Annotated in this window: 19 protein-coding genes and 1 riboswitch; of the genes, 17 read left to right on the plus strand and 2 right to left on the minus strand. The window is 32.1% G+C overall.

Annotated elements, in window-relative coordinates; genetic code table 11:
- Positions 1–63: 63 nt before the first annotated feature.
- Entirely contained in the window at positions 64–963 is a 900-nt protein-coding gene (locus HYG85_RS14355; protein ID WP_113673520.1) for a LysR family transcriptional regulator, read from the plus strand.
- Here HYG85_RS14355 and HYG85_RS14360 read toward each other — a convergent pair.
- Positions 960–1,178, minus strand: coding sequence for a sulfurtransferase TusA family protein (locus tag HYG85_RS14360; protein WP_113673521.1), 219 nt, complete (start codon positions 1,176–1,178; stop codon positions 960–962). The two genes, HYG85_RS14355 and HYG85_RS14360, sit on opposite strands and share 4 nt — an antisense overlap.
- 157 nt (positions 1,179–1,335) lie before the next feature.
- On the opposite strand from HYG85_RS14360, the gene rffA reads away from it, so the two are divergent.
- The 5 genes from rffA (at position 1,336) to HYG85_RS14385 (ending at position 6,641) form a co-directional block, all read left to right on the plus strand.
- On the plus strand, positions 1,336–2,478 hold the full coding sequence (gene rffA / locus HYG85_RS14365) for a dTDP-4-amino-4,6-dideoxygalactose transaminase (RefSeq protein WP_212690247.1): 1,143 nt from the start codon (positions 1,336–1,338) through the stop codon (positions 2,476–2,478).
- 69 nt (positions 2,479–2,547) lie between these two features.
- Entirely contained in the window at positions 2,548–3,282 is a 735-nt protein-coding gene (locus HYG85_RS14370) for a glycosyltransferase (RefSeq protein WP_212690248.1), read from the plus strand.
- 35 nt (positions 3,283–3,317) lie between these two features.
- Positions 3,318–4,571 (plus strand): ATP-grasp domain-containing protein, encoded by a 1,254-nt coding sequence (locus tag HYG85_RS14375; RefSeq protein WP_212690249.1) that lies wholly within the window; start codon positions 3,318–3,320, stop codon positions 4,569–4,571.
- Positions 4,572–4,944: 373 nt separating this feature from the next.
- The gene (locus tag HYG85_RS14380; RefSeq protein ID WP_212690250.1) at positions 4,945–5,883 is read left to right on the plus strand and encodes an ABC transporter substrate-binding protein; all 939 of its coding nucleotides are present in this window, start codon (positions 4,945–4,947) and stop codon (positions 5,881–5,883) included.
- The gene (locus HYG85_RS14385; protein ID WP_212690251.1) at positions 5,880–6,641 is read left to right on the plus strand and encodes an ABC transporter permease; all 762 of its coding nucleotides are present in this window, start codon (positions 5,880–5,882) and stop codon (positions 6,639–6,641) included. Before HYG85_RS14380 ends, HYG85_RS14385 begins: the two co-directional genes overlap by 4 nt.
- On the opposite strand, the gene HYG85_RS14390 is transcribed toward HYG85_RS14385, so the two are convergent.
- Complete coding sequence (locus tag HYG85_RS14390; protein WP_212690252.1) at positions 6,636–8,219, minus strand: ArnT family glycosyltransferase; 1,584 nt, start codon at positions 8,217–8,219, stop codon at positions 6,636–6,638. The genes HYG85_RS14385 and HYG85_RS14390 overlap by 6 nt on opposite strands.
- A 417-nt stretch (positions 8,220–8,636) precedes the next feature.
- Here HYG85_RS14390 and HYG85_RS14395 point away from each other — a divergent pair, with 417 nt between their 5' ends.
- The 11 genes from HYG85_RS14395 to bchH all read left to right on the plus strand — a co-directional run bounded on the left by HYG85_RS14395 (position 8,637) and on the right by bchH (position 22,493).
- Positions 8,637–9,548: a sulfurtransferase gene (locus HYG85_RS14395; RefSeq protein ID WP_212690253.1), complete on the plus strand. Its 912-nt coding sequence runs from the start codon at positions 8,637–8,639 to the stop codon at positions 9,546–9,548.
- 33 nt (positions 9,549–9,581) lie between these two features.
- A complete protein-coding gene (locus tag HYG85_RS24410; RefSeq protein ID WP_244971199.1) occupies positions 9,582–11,387 on the plus strand; it encodes a rhodanese-like domain-containing protein in 1,806 nt (601 codons plus the stop codon).
- Positions 11,388–11,596: 209 nt separating this feature from the next.
- The gene (locus HYG85_RS14405) at positions 11,597–11,839 is read left to right on the plus strand and encodes a hypothetical protein (protein WP_212690254.1); all 243 of its coding nucleotides are present in this window, start codon (positions 11,597–11,599) and stop codon (positions 11,837–11,839) included.
- A 197-nt stretch (positions 11,840–12,036) separates the two neighbouring features.
- Positions 12,037–12,462 (plus strand): MarR family winged helix-turn-helix transcriptional regulator, encoded by a 426-nt coding sequence (locus tag HYG85_RS14410; protein WP_212690255.1) that lies wholly within the window; start codon positions 12,037–12,039, stop codon positions 12,460–12,462.
- 20 nt (positions 12,463–12,482) lie between these two features.
- Positions 12,483–13,283, plus strand: coding sequence for a transporter substrate-binding domain-containing protein (locus tag HYG85_RS14415; protein WP_212690256.1), 801 nt, complete (start codon positions 12,483–12,485; stop codon positions 13,281–13,283).
- 9 nt (positions 13,284–13,292) lie between these two features.
- Entirely contained in the window at positions 13,293–14,078 is a 786-nt protein-coding gene (locus tag HYG85_RS14420) for an amino acid ABC transporter permease (RefSeq protein WP_212690257.1), read from the plus strand.
- Positions 14,050–14,784, plus strand: a complete 735-nt coding sequence (locus tag HYG85_RS14425; RefSeq protein ID WP_212690258.1) for an amino acid ABC transporter ATP-binding protein — start codon at positions 14,050–14,052, stop codon at positions 14,782–14,784. The genes HYG85_RS14420 and HYG85_RS14425 overlap by 29 nt, the downstream gene beginning before the upstream one ends.
- Before the next feature lie 245 nt (positions 14,785–15,029).
- A riboswitch (cobalamin riboswitch) is annotated at positions 15,030–15,263 on the plus strand.
- Positions 15,264–15,659: 396 nt separating this feature from the next.
- A complete protein-coding gene (locus HYG85_RS14430) occupies positions 15,660–16,748 on the plus strand; it encodes an ABC transporter substrate-binding protein (protein ID WP_212690259.1) in 1,089 nt (362 codons plus the stop codon).
- Positions 16,741–17,730: a FecCD family ABC transporter permease gene (locus HYG85_RS14435; protein ID WP_212690260.1), complete on the plus strand. Its 990-nt coding sequence runs from the start codon at positions 16,741–16,743 to the stop codon at positions 17,728–17,730. Before HYG85_RS14430 ends, HYG85_RS14435 begins: the two co-directional genes overlap by 8 nt.
- Positions 17,731–17,756: 26 nt before the next feature.
- A complete protein-coding gene (locus HYG85_RS14440) occupies positions 17,757–18,542 on the plus strand; it encodes an ABC transporter ATP-binding protein (RefSeq protein WP_212690261.1) in 786 nt (261 codons plus the stop codon).
- A 207-nt stretch (positions 18,543–18,749) separates the two neighbouring features.
- Positions 18,750–22,493 carry a magnesium chelatase subunit H gene (gene bchH, locus HYG85_RS14445; RefSeq protein ID WP_212690262.1) on the plus strand — a complete coding sequence of 1,248 codons (3,744 nt, stop codon included), beginning with the start codon at positions 18,750–18,752 and terminating at the stop codon, positions 22,491–22,493.
- Positions 22,494–23,157 lie beyond the last annotated feature (664 nt).

Consider the following 23,157-nt stretch of genomic DNA (forward strand, 5'->3'; position numbering starts at 1 on the left):
GTTTGTTTTATAGTTAAGCATATAGAAGATAGTTAATTTGATAACAAAGTTTGGAGGGATAATATGCACTTAGAATCCTTAAAGTATTTTAGAGAAGTGGCATCTGAAAAAAGTATTTCAAAGGTTGCAAAAAAATCACATATTTCTCAATCAGCGCTCAGCCAGCTTATACAGAAGCTTGAAGAAGACTTTGGATATAAGCTTTTAAACAGAAGTAACAAGGGTGTTGAACTTACTGAGATGGGAGAAATTGTACTAAAATACTCTAATAATATTATCAGAAACTATGAGACCATGGTGGAAGAACTAGAAACCACCGTAAAACAGTATAACAAAGTAAGAATTAATGGTACTTGGGCGTTGGTTACATATTCTTTACCGTGTGTCATATATAAGATAAAGAAAAAATACCCAAACCATCAATACGAACTTATTGCCAGCACGAAAGAAGATACAATTACAGATGTTCAAAATGACATCTGTGATTTTGGCGTAGTCAATGGTAATATTAGTAAAGAGCATGATTTGTTTACTTATGCAATTGGTAAAGAGAAAATTGTTCTAATCGCACCGGGTAAATACAATATTCCTGACAAAATCAAACTTGAGGATTTAACTAAATATGACATGATAATGTGCAATAGCAATAATCATATCAGTAATAACCTGAAAAAAGAGTTAAAAAATATAGACAAAGATCTCGACGACTTAAACATTATATTCAATGTGGCTACGGATGGAGCTGTAAAATTAGCAGTAAGTAATGGGTACGGGCTTGCTTTTGTTCCTTATGAATCCATAAAACATGAGCTATATGAAAAAACAGTAAAAGTTATTGAAATAGAAGATGTAAGTCTAGATGATGAAATATATCTCATTAGCAAAAAATTCAATAAGCTTACTAAGGCTCAAAGAGAATCCATTGAATATTTTATGGAAATAGGTCAAAAGAGTTTCTGTTAATTTTTAGTTACAGTTATCTCCCATACACCATTAAGAACTTCTTCACATGCAAAGGTACAAGTTGATTTGTTAAAATATTCTTTTATTGATTCTACGACACAACTATGGTCTGTAACTAACATAAAAGATTCTCCGGAACTTAAGCTTTTGAATTCTTTTTTAGCTTTTAATAATGGTATTGGACAGAAATCCCCAAAACAATCAATTTTATTCATTGCATAACTCCTTTACTAGTGATTTTCAGGTTGATATGTTAATAATTATATCATAACTGTGGATAAACTAAAATACAAGGGACTGTTATACTAAAAAATAACAAAAAATATAATAAATAGGTTTTATTTACGTAATAGCAACTAGAGGTGGTTACAATTGAAGATACCTTTTAATAAACCTTATCATTCAGATAAGGCAATGGAATATATAAAAAAAGTAATAGACAGTGGAAATATTGGTGGAGATGGTTATTTTACTGGTAAATGTAAAAAACTATTAGAAACAAGATTAGGCGTAAAAAATATATTATTGACCACTTCTTGCACTCATTCTCTTGAATTGGCAATAAAATTGATTAATATAGAAAAAGACCAAGAGGTTATAATGCCATCCTATACTTTTCCATCTACAGCTAACAGTGTACTAGTTAATGGAGGAAAAGTTGTTTTTACGGAAGTTAATCATGATGATTTATGTATAGATGCTTCTAAAATTGAAGAAAAGATAACTCAGAGAACAAAAGCGATAATTGTAGTTCATTATGGAGGCAACCCATGTGATATGGATAAAATAATGGGTATTGCTCATAAATATGGACTTTATGTTATAGAAGATGCTGCTCAAGGATTATTAAGTACTTATAAAGGTAGACAACTTGGGACAATAGGACATTTTGGATGCTTCAGTTTTCATGAAACAAAAAATGTTTCAGCTGGCGAAGGTGGAGCTGTCACTATTAACAGTGATGATGAAAATCTTATTAGAAGAGCTGAATATATAAGACAGAAAGGGACTAATCGCATAGATTTCAATAATAAGAACGTGGAATTCTATCAATGGGTAGACCTTGGTTCCAGTTATTGTCCATCAGAAATATTGATGGCATATCTTTATTCACAATTAGAAAATATTGATGATATCCATAACAAAAGACTTAAGATATTCAATAGGTACCTAGAAATATTAGATAATATAGAATCAGATAAAATTCAATATTATGCCAAAGGAAATAAGTCAGAACCTTTTAATGCTCACATATTCTATATTATATTCAAAAAAGAAGCTTATGCAGATGGATTTATGGATATTTTAAAAGCTAATGATATCTCAGCATATAGACATTTTGTTCCATTACACCTAAGTAAAATGGGACTATCTCTAGGATATGAAGAAAACGATTTTCCTTATGAAAGAGATTTGTACAAGAAGTTAATAAGGCTACCAATATATCCTGATATGACCGAAGAACAATTAATCAAGATGGAACGAATAATAGTAGAAGCAATTAATCAAATATAGCAATTATTCAAGAATAATAAATTAAAAACAATAATGATCTAAACAAGAATGAATTAAGAGAGGATCCCTATGATTTCAATAATAATTCCTGTATATAATAGTGAAAAAACCATATCATTAGTTTGTGAAAAAATTATCAAAACAATGATAGACAATAATATGGATTATGAAATCATTTTAGTAGATGATTATAGCATAGATAGCAGTTATGAAATAATGAAAGACTTGTATAAGAAGCATAATCATATGACATGTATAAAATTAAAACAAAATTGTGGACAGCAAAACGCTTTGTTATGCGGACTTAGATATGGACATGGAGATTGTTATGTTACAATAGATGATGATCTGCAAAATATGCCTAAGGACATTATGATTCTTTTTAATGAATTAAAAAAAGGCTTTGATGTAGTCTATGGTATACCAGATAGTACAGTTCACAAGGATTATAGAGGAATTGGCACAATGTTAAAAGAATTCATGTTCAGTACAATTCTTCATAAGCCAAAAAATATCAAACTAACTTCTTTTCGTATTATGAAAAAAAGTATTGTCCAAATGATTATTAGAGAAAAGTTATCCTATGTTTATTTATCAGCATCAATACTGAAATATACTAAAAATATAGGTAATGTACATGTCCCCTACTATAATAGAATTTATGGTAAATCCAACTATAACTTCAGAAAACTATATAAATTATTCATTAATATTTTAATATATTATAGCAACATTCATTTATTCAATAAAAGGAAAAAAAATACTCCTCAATATGTTATTGAAGAAGTTTTAAAGGCTCACTAGATAGTTACAAGACCAATAATGAAAGGATAAGAATTATGAAGTTAATGATACTAGGTGCATCAGGTGCTCAGCTGAATGCAATAAAAAGGGCAAAAGAACTGGGATACAAAGTAGTAGCAACTGATTACTACACTAATTCACCAGGAAAACTAATAGCAGACGAATGTGGATTAGCAAGTACTTTTGATTACGAAGAAACTCTAAAAGTTGCTTTAGAAACAAAGATAGATGGTATCATGACTACAGGAACTGACCAGCCAGTCTATACTGTCAATAAAGTAGCTGATAAACTTAGTTTACCAAGATTTTTATCTGTAAATACAGCCTATGCAGTAACAAATAAACGAGTAATGAAAGAAAAATTCTTAAAAGCAGGTATTCCTACTCCAGATTATAGAATCATAAAAAAAGATTTTACTGATAGTCAGTTAGAAGGACTGGAATTCCCAGTTGTAGTAAAACCTTTTGATTCTCAAGGTCAACGAGGTATTTTTAAGTTAAATACAATAAAAGAAGTTAGACTTCACTTTGATGATGTCATTAAACACTCCAGAGAAGATTCTATACTAGTGGAGAGTTATTACAAAAATGACGAAATAACTATTAGCGGCTGGGTTCGAGATGGAAAAGCAAAAGTATTGACAATTACTGACCGTGTAACTTTTGATAACGATAAATATATAGGAATATGTTCATCTCATGAATTCCCTTCAAAACACTATAAACAATACAAAGAAGAATTTATAGCATTAACTGATAAGATAGTAGATGCCTTCAACATTAGCCAAGGACCAATCTATTTTCAACTATTTGTTGGTGATCAAGGAATAAAAGTCAACGAAATAGCTTGTAGAATAGGCGGTGCATATGAAGACGAATTCATACCACTTATTACAGGTGTAGATATCCTAAAAATGGTCATAGATTCTTCTATGGGACAAGATATTGATTACTACCCTCTTGATAATTACAATATTGAAAACAACGAAAACTACCTAACAGTTCAATTATTCTTCGCAAACTTCGGCACAGTACAATCCATAACCGATAGAGATGAAATAATTAAACTAGACGGTGTTTATAATATGAACTATAACTACAAAGAAAATGACTTCATAAAACCAATAGAAAATGCATCAGTACGCGCAGGATACGTAATAATAACAGCCAACACCAATCAAGATATCCAGAAAAAAGTAGATAACTTATATAAAAAAATGTTGATGCTTAACAAGCAAGGTAATAATCTAATTATAAACCGAGATTATTATAAACGTTATACTGAATAAAATTGATTTTAATCTATAATATATAATCTGATGTAGCCAATCGTTATGCTACTTAGAAGAAAAAGTGTTTTGTGATTATATTAAGATCACTACGAGCAAAATAGTATATGTATATGTGGAGTAGTGAGGCAGGACGCCGAACCCAGCTTTTAATCTGACAGCCCTACTGGACTGTCAGAAATAATGATTGACTCGATGTCTATTATTATTTATTGAGCTCAGGACGAGCAAGTAGCTGGCGTAACATATACATATACTATTTTGCAAAAGCCAAGTCCGAACAAACTCTTTTTCTGACTTACTTGCACTATATATCAAACAAAAACTTATATTACTTTTAATAAATACTTAGTATAGAAAGGATGACATACTAATGAAAATGAAACCAACATTAATATTAACAATCTCAATGATTATGCTATTAATGACAGCATGTGGAAAAAAACATGACAATACTGTCAAAATCGCCCAGCAATATGGTCTAGCTTATGCCCCTATACAAATAATGAAAGAAAAAGGTTTCCTAGAAGAAGCCCTACCTAACAATAAAATTGAATGGGTCAAACTCTCTAACACAGCAGCTATTCGTGAAGCTGTACTTGCAGATAATCTTGATGTAGGATTCATGGGAATACCACCTTTCCTTATAGCACTTGATAACGGTATGGAGTGGAAAATGATGACAGGTCTCTCTAGTTGTCCAATTGGTCTAGTCACATATGATGACAACATAAAGACACTTAAAGATTTTACCTCAAAAGATAAAATAGCTCTACCCCAACCAGGAAGTATACAGCATATCCTACTTGCTATGGCATGTGAAAGAGAACTTGGCAAGGCTGATGCTCTTGACAATCAATTAGTTTCCATGAAACATCCAGATGGATTCCAAGCATTGACTGCCAAACAAGATATAAAAGCACATTTTACTTCACCACCCTATTTATTCGAAGAATTAGCCAATGAAGATAACCACATGGTTATAACTGGTGAAGAAGCTATGGGAAGTGAATTTACTTTTATCGCAGGTGCTTGTACCGAAGATTTTTATACTAATAACAAAAAAGAATACTCTGCACTAATAGAAGCTATTAATAAATCTATAGAATTCATGATAAATAACGAAGATGAAACTTTGGACATATTGTCTAATTTATATGAGATGGATAAAGAGAAGTTGAAAGGTTATCTTAATTACGAAGGGATGAAATACGCTACAGACATTCAAGGTGTAGACAAATTCGTAGATTTTATGGTAAGAAACAACTACCTTAATAAATCCTACAAAAGTGAAGAGGTCATTTGGGAATGAAAAAATTATATATACGTCGATTTCTATGGATAGGATTTTTTATAATCATATGGGAAGTTACATATTACTCTAACGTATACGCTAGACAGATTTTTCCTTCCATCGAGCAAATCATCAAATCTTTAGGTATTAGCCTTACTAAAGGTGATCTGCTCATGCAGATAGGATTTTCTTTCATCATAATTTTAAAAGGGTTACTGATAGGTATTGTGCTATCTGTGTTATTAAGCTTTTTTGATTACTTCTTCAAAAATTTCAGTAGTCTATTGGATACAATAATCGGTATACTCCACCCTATTCCAGGTATAGCGTTACTTCCATTAGTTATCATTTGGTTTGGGGTTGGAGAAAAAGCCATTCTTGTAATTATAGTACACTCGGTTTTATGGCCTATGACTATCAACATGAAAACAGGTTTTAGGTCTGTGGACAATGAATATATAGAAGTCTCTAAGAATTTTGGTATGAACATATGGCAGATTTTTTATTATGTACTGATACCTCTTAGTCTCCTTCATATAGTATCTGGATTAAAAATTGGCTGGTCTAGAGCATGGCGAGCACTAATCAGTTCTGAAATGGTATTTGGAGCAATTGGACCTTTTGGTGGTCTAGGCTGGTTTATCTTTGAAAAACGAGTGTATATGGACACTCCAGGGACGTATGCTGGTTTAGTTGTTATAATTATCATTGGCATGATTATGGAAGATTTCATCTTTGGAAGACTGGAAAAGAAATGTGAAGAAATACTATTATGATATATTATTTATCTTATAGATTTTCACTTTCCAATCATATTCCATCATGTACTTAGGTATCCTTATACCATATAGAGAATTACTGAACTCATGAATAAGGGTACAATTTTCTTCTATATAATTATTCATTTCATCGTGATAATAATCTTTTCCATAGAGAACATTCCATCTAGGATTTCTGTTGATGTAATCCAATTCTTCTGTATAGATGATATATTCAATATTATTGGTTGCGATATAATCCCTAAAAGACATATTATTTTCTTCTAAAAATGTGAGATTTCTATAATCCAGTAATTTATCATTATCAAAATAAAATTCCATATTTAGATTACCTAGAGTTTTAGCATCTGAAGGAATGACACTCAACTCATCTAGATATCCATCATAATTGTAGGGCGTATATAACCTTACCTCGTTTAAAGTATAATACGACGATAAAATAATTGATAATCCCATAAAACATATTATTAACTCTTTTCTATAAGCTACAATCTTACATATTAAGGCAAGAGTAAGCAAATAGAAGAATGGAAAAATAAATATAATATTTGTTTGATTATATCTGCCAATGATGATAAAACCAATATTTATACCTATAATACAAGTCAATAATCTAAAAATAGTTAGAGCAGAAAAAGATTCTTTCTTGTTACTATTCTTATTCCCCAAATATTTAACTAATAAATATAGAATCGATGATATAGTTATGATAGCAAAAATGATAAGATAAGCTTGTATAGGTGGCGTGTAATAAGTACCGCTTATACCAAGATATAACTTTTTGTAATAATATGGAATTGTTAATATTTTATCATAAAAGCTAGAGCTTACCCCTAGAGTCTCACCGAAATTAGTATAATGAGTAATAAAATCAGCATCACCAATAAAACTTAGAATGACAAATATTAATGCAGTAAACCCAGTAGTCATAATTAATGTTATTAGATTACGGAATTTTTTAGTTCTATGGAATACGTCAATTATATATAATAATCCAAAAACAACAGCTATAATAAAGCTATTTGGATGAATCCCTACAGATAAACCGATAATAAGTCCAAGTAGAATGTGTGGATTTATTTTTTTATTACCCAGTGGCGATAAATAATGATAGAATCCAAGCATAAAGAAAAATACCATAATGCTCTCTTGTCTTGCAAAATGGGAAGCATATATGAATTGTATGTTTACACTAAATAATATAGTCAGTAATACCGAGTACATACCATTTTTGAATATTTTGGTGCATATACAATAAAAAAGAATCAACGAAAATATACTAAAAATAAGAGAAACCAATCTGACTGCAAAGATGTTATAACCAAAAACAAGTATAAAAGGCATTTGTATCAGATGAAATATTACTTTTATGCTATGAGGGAATCTTGGATAAATATTAAAAAATGTTTCAGTACAATAGATTGATTTACTTTCCATCATGTTCCTTGTCAAACCGCTTAACCAAGGTTCATCAGAATGAACGAAGGGAAAAATTTCTAGACAATTCAAGCTAATAATAAAGTATAATAATAGATAGATAGCAATTATATAAAAATATTTTTTAGAATTTTTCATATCAATTATCCTCGTAATTAACAAAATTTAGTAGTTTGCCTTATTATTCACATAGTTACTATATTATATCACAATAATTAACTAAAATACACGTTATATAAGGCTAATTAAATAATTGCTATAGATCCAGTAATTATTTAGTTCTATTGAGCTTATAAAATCAAGGAAAATATATTGAACTTATTGAATAGGTGTATAGATGTTTAAGTTCAATATATATCACACTATTCAACTATCAAATACTATATCAGCAAAACTTATAACCATCTTAAAAATTAATAGTGTATAATTGTATCTATAAGAAAAAGAGTTGAGATTAATAATTCCCCAGTTTGTATATTATTTAACAATGTTTACTAATATAATCAGAAAGTATTTCTAGCAGTTCTAGTTAGAAATATATAGGAGGAGTTAGTCATGAAGTATGGAACTAACCATAAGAGAGGTATTTTACTTCCTCTATTGATTGTGTTTGTTTTGCTTTTTACTTCCTGTAATAATACCAGTTATAAAGGAAGTAATAATGTTGTAGAACCAACTGAAGTTAAAGAGGCAATGAATAATAGTGACGTAATTATCATTGATGCAAGATCAGAAGAAGAATATGCAAAAGGACATCTTGAAGGAGCTATTTGTCTTAATCCAAGCAGCCTTACCATATCTGAACCAATTAAAGGTATGTTAGCTCCAAAAGAGCAGGTTGAGAAGGTATTAAGTGAAAAAGGAATTTCTAATGATAGTACTTTGTATATCTACGATAATAGCGGCGGGGTATATTCAGGTCGTGTATGGTGGGTATTAAAAGTCTATGGACATGATAATGTAAAAGTTATCAATAATGGTCAAAGAGGCTTAGAAAAAGCTAAACTTCCTATGTCTTTAGAAGTACCGGAATTAGCACCAACTGAATATGTTGCCAAAGAAGCTAACAGCGATATGATAGCTACTATGGATTATGTTAAGACTGTTGCAGAAAATAAAGATAGTAAAGAAAAAATTATAGATGTAAGAAGCAAAGCAGAATATGAAGAAGGGGCTATTCCTAACGCTATATTATATCCCCATACAAAAAATTTGTATACAGATGGAACATTCAAGTCAGCTAGAGATACATTTTTGTTCTATAAGGATTTAGGTCTTGATAAAGATGATACAATCATTCTTTATTGTAAATCATCATTCCGTGCAACACAAACAGCACTATTACTTGATGAAGCAGGTTTTAAAAATGTAAAAGTGTATGATGGTGCATGGTTAGAGTGGTCTGCTGGTGATATGCCAACGGAGAAAGAAGAAAAAACAGTACCTGACTCCGGGGATGCTTCATAATTATCATGATTTTATTTAAATGGAGGGAACATAATGAAAAAACTTAATAAGTTAGTAGCTTTACTTTTAATGGTAGTCATGGTATTAAGTGTTGCAGGTTGTGGTTCTAAGAAAGATGATACTGCAGGATCAATGGATTTAAGTAAAGGTACAGAAAGCAATACAGATACAACTAAAGATGATGACACAAAAAAAGATGACGATGCAGAAGCATTTAATCTAGAAGAAGGCATTAATGCTTATTATGCAAACATGCCAGATCATATTTACAAAATCAATCAAAAAGAATTTATTGATAAAGTAAAAGCTAATGACGATATGGTTGTTGTTGACATCCGTACAGAGGAAGATTATAAGAAAGGTCATGTAAAAGGAGCATATAATGCACCTTGGGGACCTGCAATCGCTGAGAATATTACAAAAATATCACAGGATAAAGAAGTCTTCATTTACTGTTATTCAGGACAGACAGCAGGTCAAGCTGTAATGACATTGAACTTAGCTGGTATTAATGCAAGAAGCGTTAACTTAGGATTCAACTTCGGTATATCCAAGGTTGAAGGCTATGAAGATGTAATTGAAGAAACAGTTAATGAGTTTGGTTCAGAAACTTATGATGTACCAAAAGAAGTTAAAACTGCATTAACAGATTATTATAATGGTTTAGCTGATGTAAAAGATACAAAGTTCAAAAACTATAAAGTATCTGAAGATAATCTAAAAGCCATGATTGATAACAAAGAAGATTTCTATTTATTATCAATCAGAGGTGAAAAAGATTTTAATGAAGGACATATAGCTGGAGCTAGCAATATACCTTGGGGAGCAGGAATGGAAAAACAATTTGCTACTCTTCCAAAGGATAAGCCAGTTGTTGTATATTGTTATACAGGACAGACAGCAGGACAGACAGTTGCAGGACTTCGTTTATTAGGCATAGACGCAGTTTCATTAAATGGTGGATTAGGTATGGATGCAAATGCCCCACTTGGATGGTCTAATAAAGGATATGAAGTTGTAGCTGATGGTGTAGTTGAAGCAGGCGTTAATTCTTACTTCGCTAATATGCCAGAACACATTTATAAGATTAATCAAAAAGAATTTATAGAAAAAGTAAAAGCTGACGAAGATATGGTAATTGTTGATATCCGTACAGCAGAAGATTATAAAAAAGGTCATGTAAAAGGAGCATATAATGCACCTTGGGGACCAGCTATAGCAGAAAATATTACTAAGATATCTCAAGATAAAGACGTATATATCTACTGCTATTCAGGACAGACAGCAGGTCAAGCTGTAATGACATTGAACTTAGCTGGGATCAATGCTAGAAGTGTTAACTTAGGATTTAACTTCGGTATTTCAAAAGTTGAAGGATACGAAGACGTTATAGAAGAAACTGTAAACGAATTCGGTTCAGAAACATATGACGTACCAGAGGAAGTAAAAGCAGCATTGACAGCTTACTATAATGGTTTAGCAGATGTAAAAGAAACTAAATTCAAGAATTACAAAGTATCTGAGAAGAACTTAAAAGCTATGATTGATGATAAAGAAGATTTCTATCTATTATCAATCAGAAGTGCAAAGGACTTTGAAGAAGGACATATAGCTGGAGCTAATAATATACCTTGGGGAGCAGGAATGGAAAAACAATTCGGTACTCTTCCAAAGGATAAGCCAGTAGTTGTTTACTGCTACACAGGTCAAACAGCAGGTCAAACAGTAGCTGCACTTAGATTATTAGGTTATGATGCTGTATCACTTAACGGTGGAATGGGTATGGAAATAAATGCTCCACTAGGATGGATTAATAATGAATTTGAAGTTGTAAAATAATAGATTAGATTTAAAAAAACTGTCAGTGAAAAATTGCTGGCAGTTTTTTTGATACACAATAATATTTTTACATACTCAGTTTCTTAATTCTATAGAAATTCATAATGAATAAAATGTATATAATAGCCCCAATATGGATAACTTGATAATGAGATATATTTATTATTAAGGCTGAAAGGTTATTAAAAAAAATAAAGGAAGGGAAAAGTATGAAAACTATTATTGGAATTAAAGTAAGCAATCGACTAGAAGAAGTTGACAGGATGCAGGATATTCTTACAGAACAAGGCAGTATTATCAATACCAGATTAGGATTACATCAAGGAAACACCTCCAAAGAAGGTATTATCCTGTTAGAGTTAACTGAAGAAACTGAAAGTAAGTGTAGTGAATTAGAGGACTCATTAAAATCAATAGAAGGTATTGAAGTTAGTAAAATGACTTTTTCATAAAAAATAGTATTAAAGGATATAAATAATTAGACAAAAGGTGCAAAATTAATTTTTGTATCTTTTTAATTGCATTAAAATAAATCCGAACTTTTTACTTGACATTACTTGGATATCCAAGTATAATTTGAATAAACTTGGACATCCAAGTAATTTTATAAATGACATAAGATGAATTATTCTTGAAAGGAAGTGATATCTTGAAGGCTGATAATACATTATATTTAATTGGAAAGGTTAGAGTCTTGATTAATCAATTTATTATCTCAGAGTTAAAGAAGAAAGGGATAAATGGAATTGTACCTTCTCATGGTAATATAATCCTATCACTTTTAAAAAATAAAAGTTTAACTATGAGTGAACTAGCAGATAAGATTGGCAAAGATCCATCTACGATAACAACACTAGTTAAAAAATTAAATGATTTTGGGTATACCCAGATGATAAAAGACGAGGAAGACAAGAGAGTCAACAGAGTATCATTAACCTCTAAGGGGAAAGAATTAGAGGAAGCATTTATTATTATATCTGAAGAAATACATAATAAGCAATATAATAATATTAGTGACAACGAGAAAGAAGTTTTTAGACAGGTACTAAATAAGATGATAGACAATTTTAGTTAAACCAAAAGGAGGTTTATTCTATGAAAAGAATACTTATGATACTATCCTTAGTATTGCTTAGTGGATTAATATTATCAGGTTGTAAATCTAAATCAAATAAGGACAATACATTGACTATAGGAATGGAACTGGCATATCCACCTTTTGAAACAAAAGATGAAGAAGGTAATCCAACAGGTGTAAGTGTTGACCTGGCAAAAGCATTAGGTGAATACTTGGACAGACCTGTAGAAATTGAAAATATCAACTGGGATGGATTAATACCATCATTACAGACGGGAAAAGTAGACGCGGTAATATCTTCAATGACTATAACTGAAAAACGTGGAGAGGTAATTGATTTTTCAGACCCTTATGCCCATTCCTACCTTGGTTTATTAGTTAATAAGAACTCTAATATAAATGATATCCAGGACCTGAATCAAGAAGGTAAAATAATTGATGTGAAGAAAGGCACAACAGGGTATCTGTATGCAACAGAGAATCTTACAAAAGCAAAGATAAATGGACTTTCATCAGAGAATGCATGTGTAATTGAAGTAACACAAGGTAAAGCAGATGCTTTCATATATGATCAGCTTACCATATATCGCCAAAGTAAACTGAATGAAGAAACAACAGAAGCAATATTGATACCATTTCAAGATAGTGAAAGCTGGGGAATAGGAGTAAAGAAAGGCAATACGAAATTACTTGATAAGATAAATGACTTTATAAAAGAATTTAAAGATAATAATGGATTCAATGAAATTACTGAAAAATATCTAAAAGAGGAAAAGGAAACATTTGATGAGCTTGGTTTTCCTTGGTTCTTTGATTAAGGTGAAAATATGAGACGAACAGATGATAAAAAAGTAACAGTTCTTAATAAAGTCATTAGTGCTGCATTAGTCATAGTAATTATAATATTTTTTATGTGGGTGTCCATAAAGGCAATTGATCTGAAACTTGATTTTACAACATTATTAGAATATAAGCAGAGACTATGGCAGGGTTTTTGTATGACTATAATAATATCTATAGGAAGTTTATTACTTAGCTTGCTAATAGGCTCGATTACTGCCATAGGGCAGAATTCTAGGATCTTGACAATTAGCTATCTATGTAAAATATATATACAGATTATTAGAGGAACCCCACTGCTTGTTCAAATATATTTCTTCTATTATATCATCGGTACTGCATGGGGTGTTGATAACAGATATATAGCAGGAATAATCATCTTATCAATATTTGAAGGAGCTTATATCTCAGAGATTATTAGAGGTGGTCTAGAAAGTATAGACAGTCAGCAATATGAGATATCAAAAGCTATTGGACTTACACCAAGAAAAACATTTCGATTTGTGACTTTTCCCATATTGATGTCACGAATATTACCAGCATTGACAGGACAATTTGCCTCTATTATAAAAGATTCATCCCTATTATCTGTAATAGCCTTAATTGAACTGACACAAACCATACAAGAAATATCTGCAGTCAATTTTAGAATGTTTGAGAATTATATATTTGTGGGAGCGTTGTATTTTATACTTACCTTTGCAGTGTCCATGTTATCCAGAATGTTTGAGAGGAGGTACAAACATGAATATAGAGCTAAAAAATATCTGTAAAAATTTTGGTGATAGTATTGTGTTGCAAGATATTAACTATGAAGATGATATTAATTCTATTGCAATCATTGGTCCGTCTGGCGGAGGGAAATCAACTCTACTCCGAATAATTGGAGGACTACTTACTCCAAGCTCTGGTGAAATGTACATTGATGGTAAAAAAATAAATTTCGATGAAAAGTCACTTGTTATGCTCCGTAGAAACATTGGGTTTGTATTCCAGTCCAAAGGATTGTTTGAGCATTTGACAGCTATGGAAAATGTTATACTTCCTCTAATACATACTTTTGGTATAAACAAACCTGATGCAGTCCAAACAGCAGGTAAACTATTTGATAGATTTGGATTATCTAGGGAAAAGGATAAATATCCTTCACAACTATCTGGTGGACAGCAGCAAAGGATATCAATAGCTAGATCGGTGGCTATTAAACCCAAATTACTGTTATTGGATGAGCCTACGTCTGCCCTAGACCCTGAGTATACTGGTGAGGTTCTAGACATGCTTAATGAATTTCAAAATGATGGATTGGATTCAATAATAGTTACTCATGAAATGGGTTTTGCCAAGAATTCATGTGATAAGATTATTTTTTTAGCAGAGAATACAATTTTAGAAAGTGGTAAAAGTAGCAAAATTTTTAGGGAGCCTAAAACTAAGCAGTTAATAAGATTTTTGGATAAGATTTTAGAGTGGAAAGTTTAGAATTTAAACTATTTCCTATAAAAATTTTGAGTATGTAAGTCAGAAAAAATATTTTGTTCTGACGTGGTTTTTGCAAAATAGTATAGGTATATGTTGCTTTTAATTCCCATGGATATAATCACAAAATATTTTTTCTTCTAAATTGGCATGACTATTGGCTATTTTATAGTTTGTTGGATGAAAATGGTGAAACTTTAATTAATATAATATTGACATATTATGATTTATGTTTTAAACTAGAAAAAAATTGAATAATTGGAGTAGGTGGCAATTTTTATTGCATAATAGGGAATCAGGTGCAAAACCTGAACGGTCACGCCGCTGTAATGTGGAGTAGTTTTACATTAACCCACTGTATTAGTGATAGAAGTTACTTTTTTAAAAATAATCATAATAAGAAGTAATTTTTGATAATATGGGAAGGGGGAGAATTACAAGGAAACTAAGTCAGAAAACCTGCCGGTCTCTAAAACACTTTCACTTATACGAAGTGAAAACTCTGCGAGTGACGGAGGGTGTGGAATACTTAATATAATCTTGTGATTAGATATTTGCTGTATTAGGTAGGCAGGTTTTCCCTTATTTATGCTATAGAGACATTACATAATGTTTTATTGTGGAAAATATTTTGATATACATACAAACTAAGTATTTAAAGTGCTTGAGTAGGTGTGTGTAATATAGGGAATGGTAGCCAAATTATAGCAGATTGGAAATATAGATTTGTATTGATGATTTTCATGCTTTTTAACTTGCAGAAGTTAAGGGGCATTTTTTATTGCAGTAATTTAACATGTGTATTCACACTGCAGTTAAAAATAATCCAATTATATTCTAAAACAAATAAAATTGATGTTGTATGGAGGAAAAAAAGGATGAATAAAAAACTAGCAGTCATATTTACTTTAATAGGATGTATGATCATTTTAAGTTTTACAGGGTGTAGTAATGATAAGAAAACAGAAAAGATGCCAAAAGAAATGGATAAAAAAATGTCAGAAGGTATGGATAAGAAGATGCCAAAAGGTATGGGTGAAGGTAAAATGCCATCTATGGGTGGTGCTGTAGTTACTGTATCAGAAGGCGAAGGCTATCCAGTTACTATTACTGATATGTACGGTAATGAAGTAACTCTAGAGAAGAAACCAGAAAAAATAGCAGCAATATCAGGTACTTTCCTAGGCTTATTATATGATTTAGGAGGTAAATCAATCTGTACATCTGAGACTGGTGGCGGTGCTCCTGTAGATCCAAAGGATATAGAGGGATTACCAGTAATAGGTAAAGTTTATAAGCCAGATATTGAAAAAATTGTTGCATTACAACCAGAATTGGTAATAGCCCAATTTGGTTTACAGAATGGAGTTATTCCAGTTCTAGAACAAAGTAAAATAAAAACTTTGGCTTTACATATGAGAACATATGAAGATGTTATTGACAATATTAGAGCAATGGGACGTATTATCGATGAACCAAATAAGGCGGAAGAAGTTATCGCAGACATGGAAAAGGAAAAGAAAGCTTTAGTTGATAAGGTACCAGAGGAATCAAAAAAAGTGGTTATACTATATGCTACATCAAAAGATGTTTCAGTAAAATTACCTAAGAGTATTGCTGGAAATGTAGCAGATATATTGAAACTTGAAAATATAGCAGCAGGTTGTGCGCCAGAAGGAATGGGTGGAGAAACTACACCTTTCAGTATGGAATATATAATAGAAAAAGACCCAGATGTAATTTTAGTAACAAGTATGTTAAGTTCTGATGAAGATGCAAAAAAAGTTATTAGTGAAAAATTAGGGAAAGATCAAGTATGGAAAGAATTAAGAGCTGTAAAAGAAGGAAATATAGTTTATCTACCACAAAAATACTTCTTATACAATGCAGGTTGTGACTTTGTTGATGCCATTGAGTATATGGCAAAAGGTGTATATCCTGAAGTATTTGGTGGTTTAGATGAATAAAACCATTTCAAAAGACAGTAATAAAATAGCATTTATTATAGCATTTGGAATTTTATTGATAATAGCTTTTCTATTAAGCAACGCCAAGGGAAGCATGAATGTGTCTATGAAAAGAATATTAGAAGTAATTATTAACAATGATGGTTCAGCTGAAAGGTTGGTAATATGGAACATCAGATTACCAAGAACTATAGTAGCAGGATTAGTTGGAGTTAATCTAGCTTTGTCTGGGTGTATATTGCAAGGGGTTATGCGAAACCCCTTGGCTGACCCAGGTATTATTGGTATATCATCAGGGGCTGGACTTGCAGGGATAATCATATTGATATTATTTCCAAAGTATCAGATGCTGGTTCCACCATTTGCGTTTGTTGGTGCAATGGGAGCAGCGATAATGATATATGTATTATCTTGGAAAGGTGGTATACAACCAATAAGAGTCATACTTGCAGGTGTTGCAGTATCAACCTTATTAGGAGCAGGTATATCTGCATTGATGGTATTCTTCAGCGACAGAGTACATGGTGCATTAATGTTTATGAACGGTGGATTATCTGCTAGAAGCTGGCCTGAGTTGTGGACAATTTTACCCTATACGATTATAGGATTGATTATACTTTCTTTTATGTCGGAAAAGCTTAATATACTTATTTTAGGTGATGATATTGCAAGAGGTGTAGGGCTCAATGTTGAATTAGTTCGTTTCGGGTTGACGGCAGTCGCGGCTATGTTGGCTGCCAGTGCAGTATCAGTAGTTGGTTTATTAGGATTTGTGGGACTTATTATTCCCCATAGTGTCAGACTTATGGTTGGTAATGATTATAAGTACTTGATTCCTGGTTCATCATTACTTGGAGCAGCAGTTGTTATGTTGAGTGATACTTTTGCTCGTACTGTATTAAGTCCTGTAGAAATACCAGTTGGAATTGTTATGGCAATCTTAGGAGTACCGTTTTTTCTATATTTGTTAAGAAAAGATTAAAATACATATAGATGAGAGTTGGTTATATGGAAGAGATACTAAGAGCTGAGAATATATCAGTTAAATATAAAGAGAACCAAGTTATAAAAGATCTGAATCTAAATATAGGAAAGGGCAAAATCTATTCAATAATAGGTCCTAATGGTTCAGGTAAAACAACCTTATTGAGAACATTATCAAGGAATATCAAGCCTAATAAGGGCAAAATTTTTTTAGATGGAAAAAATATATCTGGTATCAAAAGTAAGCAGATAGCTAGGAAAATGGCTGTTTTATCTCAGATACATGGTAGTAATACAGATGTGACAGTAAGAAATCTAGTAGTATATGGGAGATATGCTTACAAAGAGTGGTGGAAGGGAGATAGTGAACAAGATAACGATATAGTTGACTGGGCTCTGGAAACTACTAACATGAAGGATTTTGCTAATAAGAAGATGTGTAATCTGTCTGGTGGTGAGAAGCAGAGAGCGTGGATTGCAATGGCTATTGCTCAGAAACCAGAGATATTATTATTGGATGAACCTACAACTTTTTTGGATATAAGTCATCAGTTGGAGGTATTGGAGTTAGTTGAGAGTCTTAATAAAGAAAATGGTATTACTATACTTATGGTATTGCATGATATTAATCTTGCGGCTAAATATTCGGATGAATTGATTGTCATTAAAGATGGAGATGTTTATTTGAAAGGGGAACCTTGGGATATAGTAAGTGAGGAGAATCTTAAGGATGTTTTTAATATTAATGGGGATATAACAGAAGATAAAGAGAGTGGGAAGCCGGTGTTTTTTCCTAGGTTAGTAAGGTAGCTATGTGGCTATAGTATTGTTGGAGGGACAGTCAGGGTAACGTGTTATAATCACTTGCCTTACCCTGAGAAGCGGTCGGTCTGCGTGATTATAACACGTTACCCTTCTGTCTTCAGATAGGTAGTATGAGAATTAAGGGCTTTGTTGTGCAGAAATAGGCGAGTGCTTATATGTAGTTAATTAAATTTATGGAGAGAGGGAATTGGTGTGAAGGTAACTGTGATTTCGGTTTCTACATCGGTGATAACAGGATTGATTAAGGTACAAGAGGATATTAATAGAAGGTTTAATGATGTGTTGGAGTTACGATTGTTTTATGCATCTAGGGCATTAGAGGATAGTAAGCTTGAGGTTATGGAGAGTGATATTGTTGATTCGGATGTCACTTTTGTAGATTTGATGGGAAGTCCTAAGAAGGTTGTAGGGGCTGTAATGAGAGGATTAGGGAAGTGTAAGGGGAATATAATTCCTATAGGTGGAGCAGGTAGAAATTTCCTGCGACTTGGAGAATTGACTTCTAGTGATATGGGGATGAGTAAAAAGAGTAGTAAAAAGTCTAGGAAACCTATGGATATGAGTAAGATGCAAAAGATGGCTGATATGGCGGAAAAAATGGGTAAATTGATTCCTGTTGGGAAGCCAAGGGATATGAGAAATTTTGTTCAGATAGGTAAATATTTTCAGAATGCTACTATTTTACAATTAACTAATATGATGTATCTGTTGTTAAGAGATTATGGGAAAGTGAAAGGGATTCCCAAACCTCAAGAATCTGAGAAGTTACCTGACATTGGTTTATGTGATCCTGAGACGAAAATGTATTTTGATGATTATAAGGAATATGCTGATATCCATGGGTTTAATAGTAATAAGCCTACAGTGGCTTTATTATTTTATGGACACACTTATCCAAATGATACTTCAACTTGTGTTGCAAAAATAGCGGAGCAAATTAGACCATTCGCTAATGTATTGCCAATAGCTTTTTCCAAGACTAAGACAGATAATCAAGACTTATTGAAAGAATGGTTATTATATGGGATAGGTAGAAAAGTTAATTTTATCATTAATTTTATGTCATTTAGATTAGGTGCTGGACCTATGGGTGGAAATGCTGATTATGCAGTTAGTATTTTGGAAGATGTCAATGTACCAATATTCCATCCGTTCTTTATGACTAAGAGAAGAGAAAGTGAATGGTTTAATAGTGTAGAAGGAATAAATTCATCAGAATTCTTATTATCAGTAATGCTTCCGGAATTAGATGGAGCAATAGAGACTTATCCTATTGGAGCAATGGCAGCACCAGAATATAATAGTGAGTTTGATATTGAGGTAAGGGAACTTAGTTTGATAGATGATAGAGTCTTGAAACTCGTTTCCAGAGTTAAAAATTGGTTGAAACTGCAAATTAAGAAAAATTCCGATAAAAAGGTAGCTATTATATGCTACAATTATCCACCAGGTGAGAATAACCTTTTTGGAGGAGCTTTTCTTGATACCTTCAATTCAGTGGAGAATATATTGAAAGAATTGAATGATAATGGTTATAATGTGAAGCCATTGAGTAGTGATGATTTAATGAGTAGTTTTACAGCGGGAAGAATAGTTAATTCTGGTAGATGGTCTGACGAAGGATCAGAAGAAAATTTTATTAAATATAGTACTAAAGAGTATAATAAGGATTTAGAAGATAAGTGGTATAAAAAAGAAATATTGGAGCAATGGGGGCAAGCGCCTGGTGACGTAATGAGTGATGGAGATAATTTCTTGATACCAGGAATAATAAGTGAAAATGTTTTTGTTGGTCTACAGCCTACAAGAGGTATACATGAGAATCCAGAAAAAGTGTATCATGATAAAACATTATTGCCTCATCATCAATATATAGCATATTATCAGTGGCTAAAAGAGGAGTTTAAAGCTGACGTGATTATTCATGTAGGAACTCATGGGACATTGGAATTCTTAAAAGGTAAAGAATGCGGTATGTCCAGTAGATGTCTACCAGATATGTTAGTAAGTGATCTTCCTCATCTCTATATCTATTATTGCGGTAATCCAGCAGAAGGAATGATTGCAAAAAGACGTTCTCATGCAGCCTTGATAGGTTATCAACCACCAACATTTATCGAAGGAGAATTATATGGTGAATATGCAAAATTGGCAGCGATGATTGATGAATACCATGAAGCCCTAAGAGTATCACCAGTAAGAAGTGATGATGTATATACTAACATATTAAAGAAGGCAGTGGAAAATAATTTACCTGAGGATTTAGACCAGATTGAAAGTGAATTATATAGGATGAACCGTTCACTTATTCCAAAAGGTCTGCATGTATTTGGTAAATCTTTTGATAATGAAGAAGTTTACAGGTATCTTGAATTTGTCCTAAGATATGATAGAGGTAATATAAAATCTCTTAGGAGAATCTTAGCAGTTAATAGTGGTTATGATTATGATGAAATACTTGAAAATAATGATATAAACGTATTAAAACGAATAGATAGGGAAGTAAAAGACTTAATTGATACATATTGGAAAGAAAATAGTAAAATTAGCGATAGTCTTAACCTCAAAAATGACCTAAGAATAGAAATAGATAATACAATGAAGTACGCAGAAGAACTAATTAGTAAGTGTAATGAGAATAATGAGAGCAACGGACTTCTAAAACTAATGAATGGAGAATATCTTAAGGCTAAATTAGCAGGAGATACTATCAGAAATCCAGAGGTAATGCCAACAGGTTATAATCTATATCAATTTGACCCTAGGTTTGTTCCAAGTGAAACAGCTTACGAGAGAGGCAAGAAAATAGCTGAGAATACAATTAGCCAGTATCTAAGGGAACATGGAGAATATCCAAAGAGTATAGCGGTGGTTTTATGGGGACTTGAAACTTCTAGGACTCAGGGAGAAACAGTTGGACAGATAATGGCTTATCTAGGAATAAGACTTGGAAAGTCAAGAAGTATATGGGAACCCAAATATGAAATAATACCTGAGGAAGAATTAAAGAGACCTAGAATTGATGTAGTAATAAATATCTGTGGATTTTTTAGAGATATGTTCTCGAATATTATCAATGATCTAAATGAATTATTTGAATCAATATATGAACTAAATGAAACTGATGAATTTAATTACTTCAAATCTAATAGTAAACGACTGTACAGGAAGCTATTAGAGGATGGTTATGAAAAAGAGGAAGCTTTAGAGTTATGTAAATCTAGGATATTTGGACCAGCAGAAGGTGAATACGGAACAGGTATCACTAAGCTATTTGAAACCAAGAATTGGGAAAATGAATCTCAGATAGGTGAAACTTTTGTTAAGAGTCTAAGGCATGTATATAGCAAGAATCATAGAGGAAAAGAAGCAGGGGAATTGCTTAATAATAATCTTAGTTCTGTTGATGTTGTATCACAGATAAGAAGTAATCATGAGTATGAGGTTACAGACCTTGACCATTATTATGAATTTTTTGGTGGACTTGCTAAATCAGTTGAAATGGCTAAGGGATCAAAAGCGGAGATATATATTACTGATACGACTGGTGAACGACTTGAAACAGAAAGTGTTGAGAAATCCATCAATAGAGGAATTAGGACCAGAGTGTTAAATCCAAAATGGATAGATGGTATGTTGGAACATAAATATCATGGAGTTCAAAAAATTGCTGATAGATTTGAGAATATCATGGGATTAGCTGCTACTACTAATAAGGTAGAAGAGTGGATTTATGATGATTTGCATAGTAAATATATTGATGATGATGAGATGAGGGAAAGATTGAAAGATAATAATAGATGGGCTTATTTTTCTATTGTGGAAAAGATGATGGAGTATGAGAAGAGAGGTTATTGGAAGGCTACGGATGAGCAGAAGGAGAAGCTGTTGGAGGTTTATTTGGAATTGGAGGGGGATATAGAGGAGGATATTTAGATATTACTGCCTAAAAAAGGCAACAGTCAGGTTGTAAAGTGTTATAATCACTTGCCTTACTCTGAGAAGCGATCGGTCTGCGTGATTATAACACTTTACAACCTTCGGTTGTGCCGTTTTATGGATAGAGGGGGATCTGAGGAGATGGATAGTTAGTTGTTAGGTATGTACATTGTACATTGTTTTCTCGGTTTGATATGGCTTTATGGTATTTTTAATATAATGCTATTTAAATCAGTGTAAATAAAATAGATTTTTAAAAATTGTCATTACATATTTGTAGTAGCCTATAGTTAGGCTAGTAATATGTATGTTTATAGTTACTATTACATTTTAAAATTTTAGAGAGTAATTTTGATAAGATACTAATCTTCCACAATTAGATATGAAATAGCCTGAAAGCTTTGTACGTAAGAAGAAAAAGTGTTTGTGCCTATATTGAAATAGTATAGGTATATGTGAAGTAGTGAGGCAGGACGCCGAACCCAGCTTTTAATCTGACAGCCCTACTGGACTGTTAGGAATAATAATGGACTCGATGTCCATTATTATTCGTTGAGCTCAGGACGAGCAAGTAGCTGGCGAAACATATACCTATACTATTTTGCAAAAGCCACGTAAGAGCAAAAGATTTTTTCTGACTTATCTGCAAGATTACAATAAT

This window comes from Vallitalea guaymasensis, from assembly GCF_018141425.1.
GTDB lineage: Bacteria > Bacillota > Clostridia > Lachnospirales > Vallitaleaceae > Vallitalea > Vallitalea guaymasensis.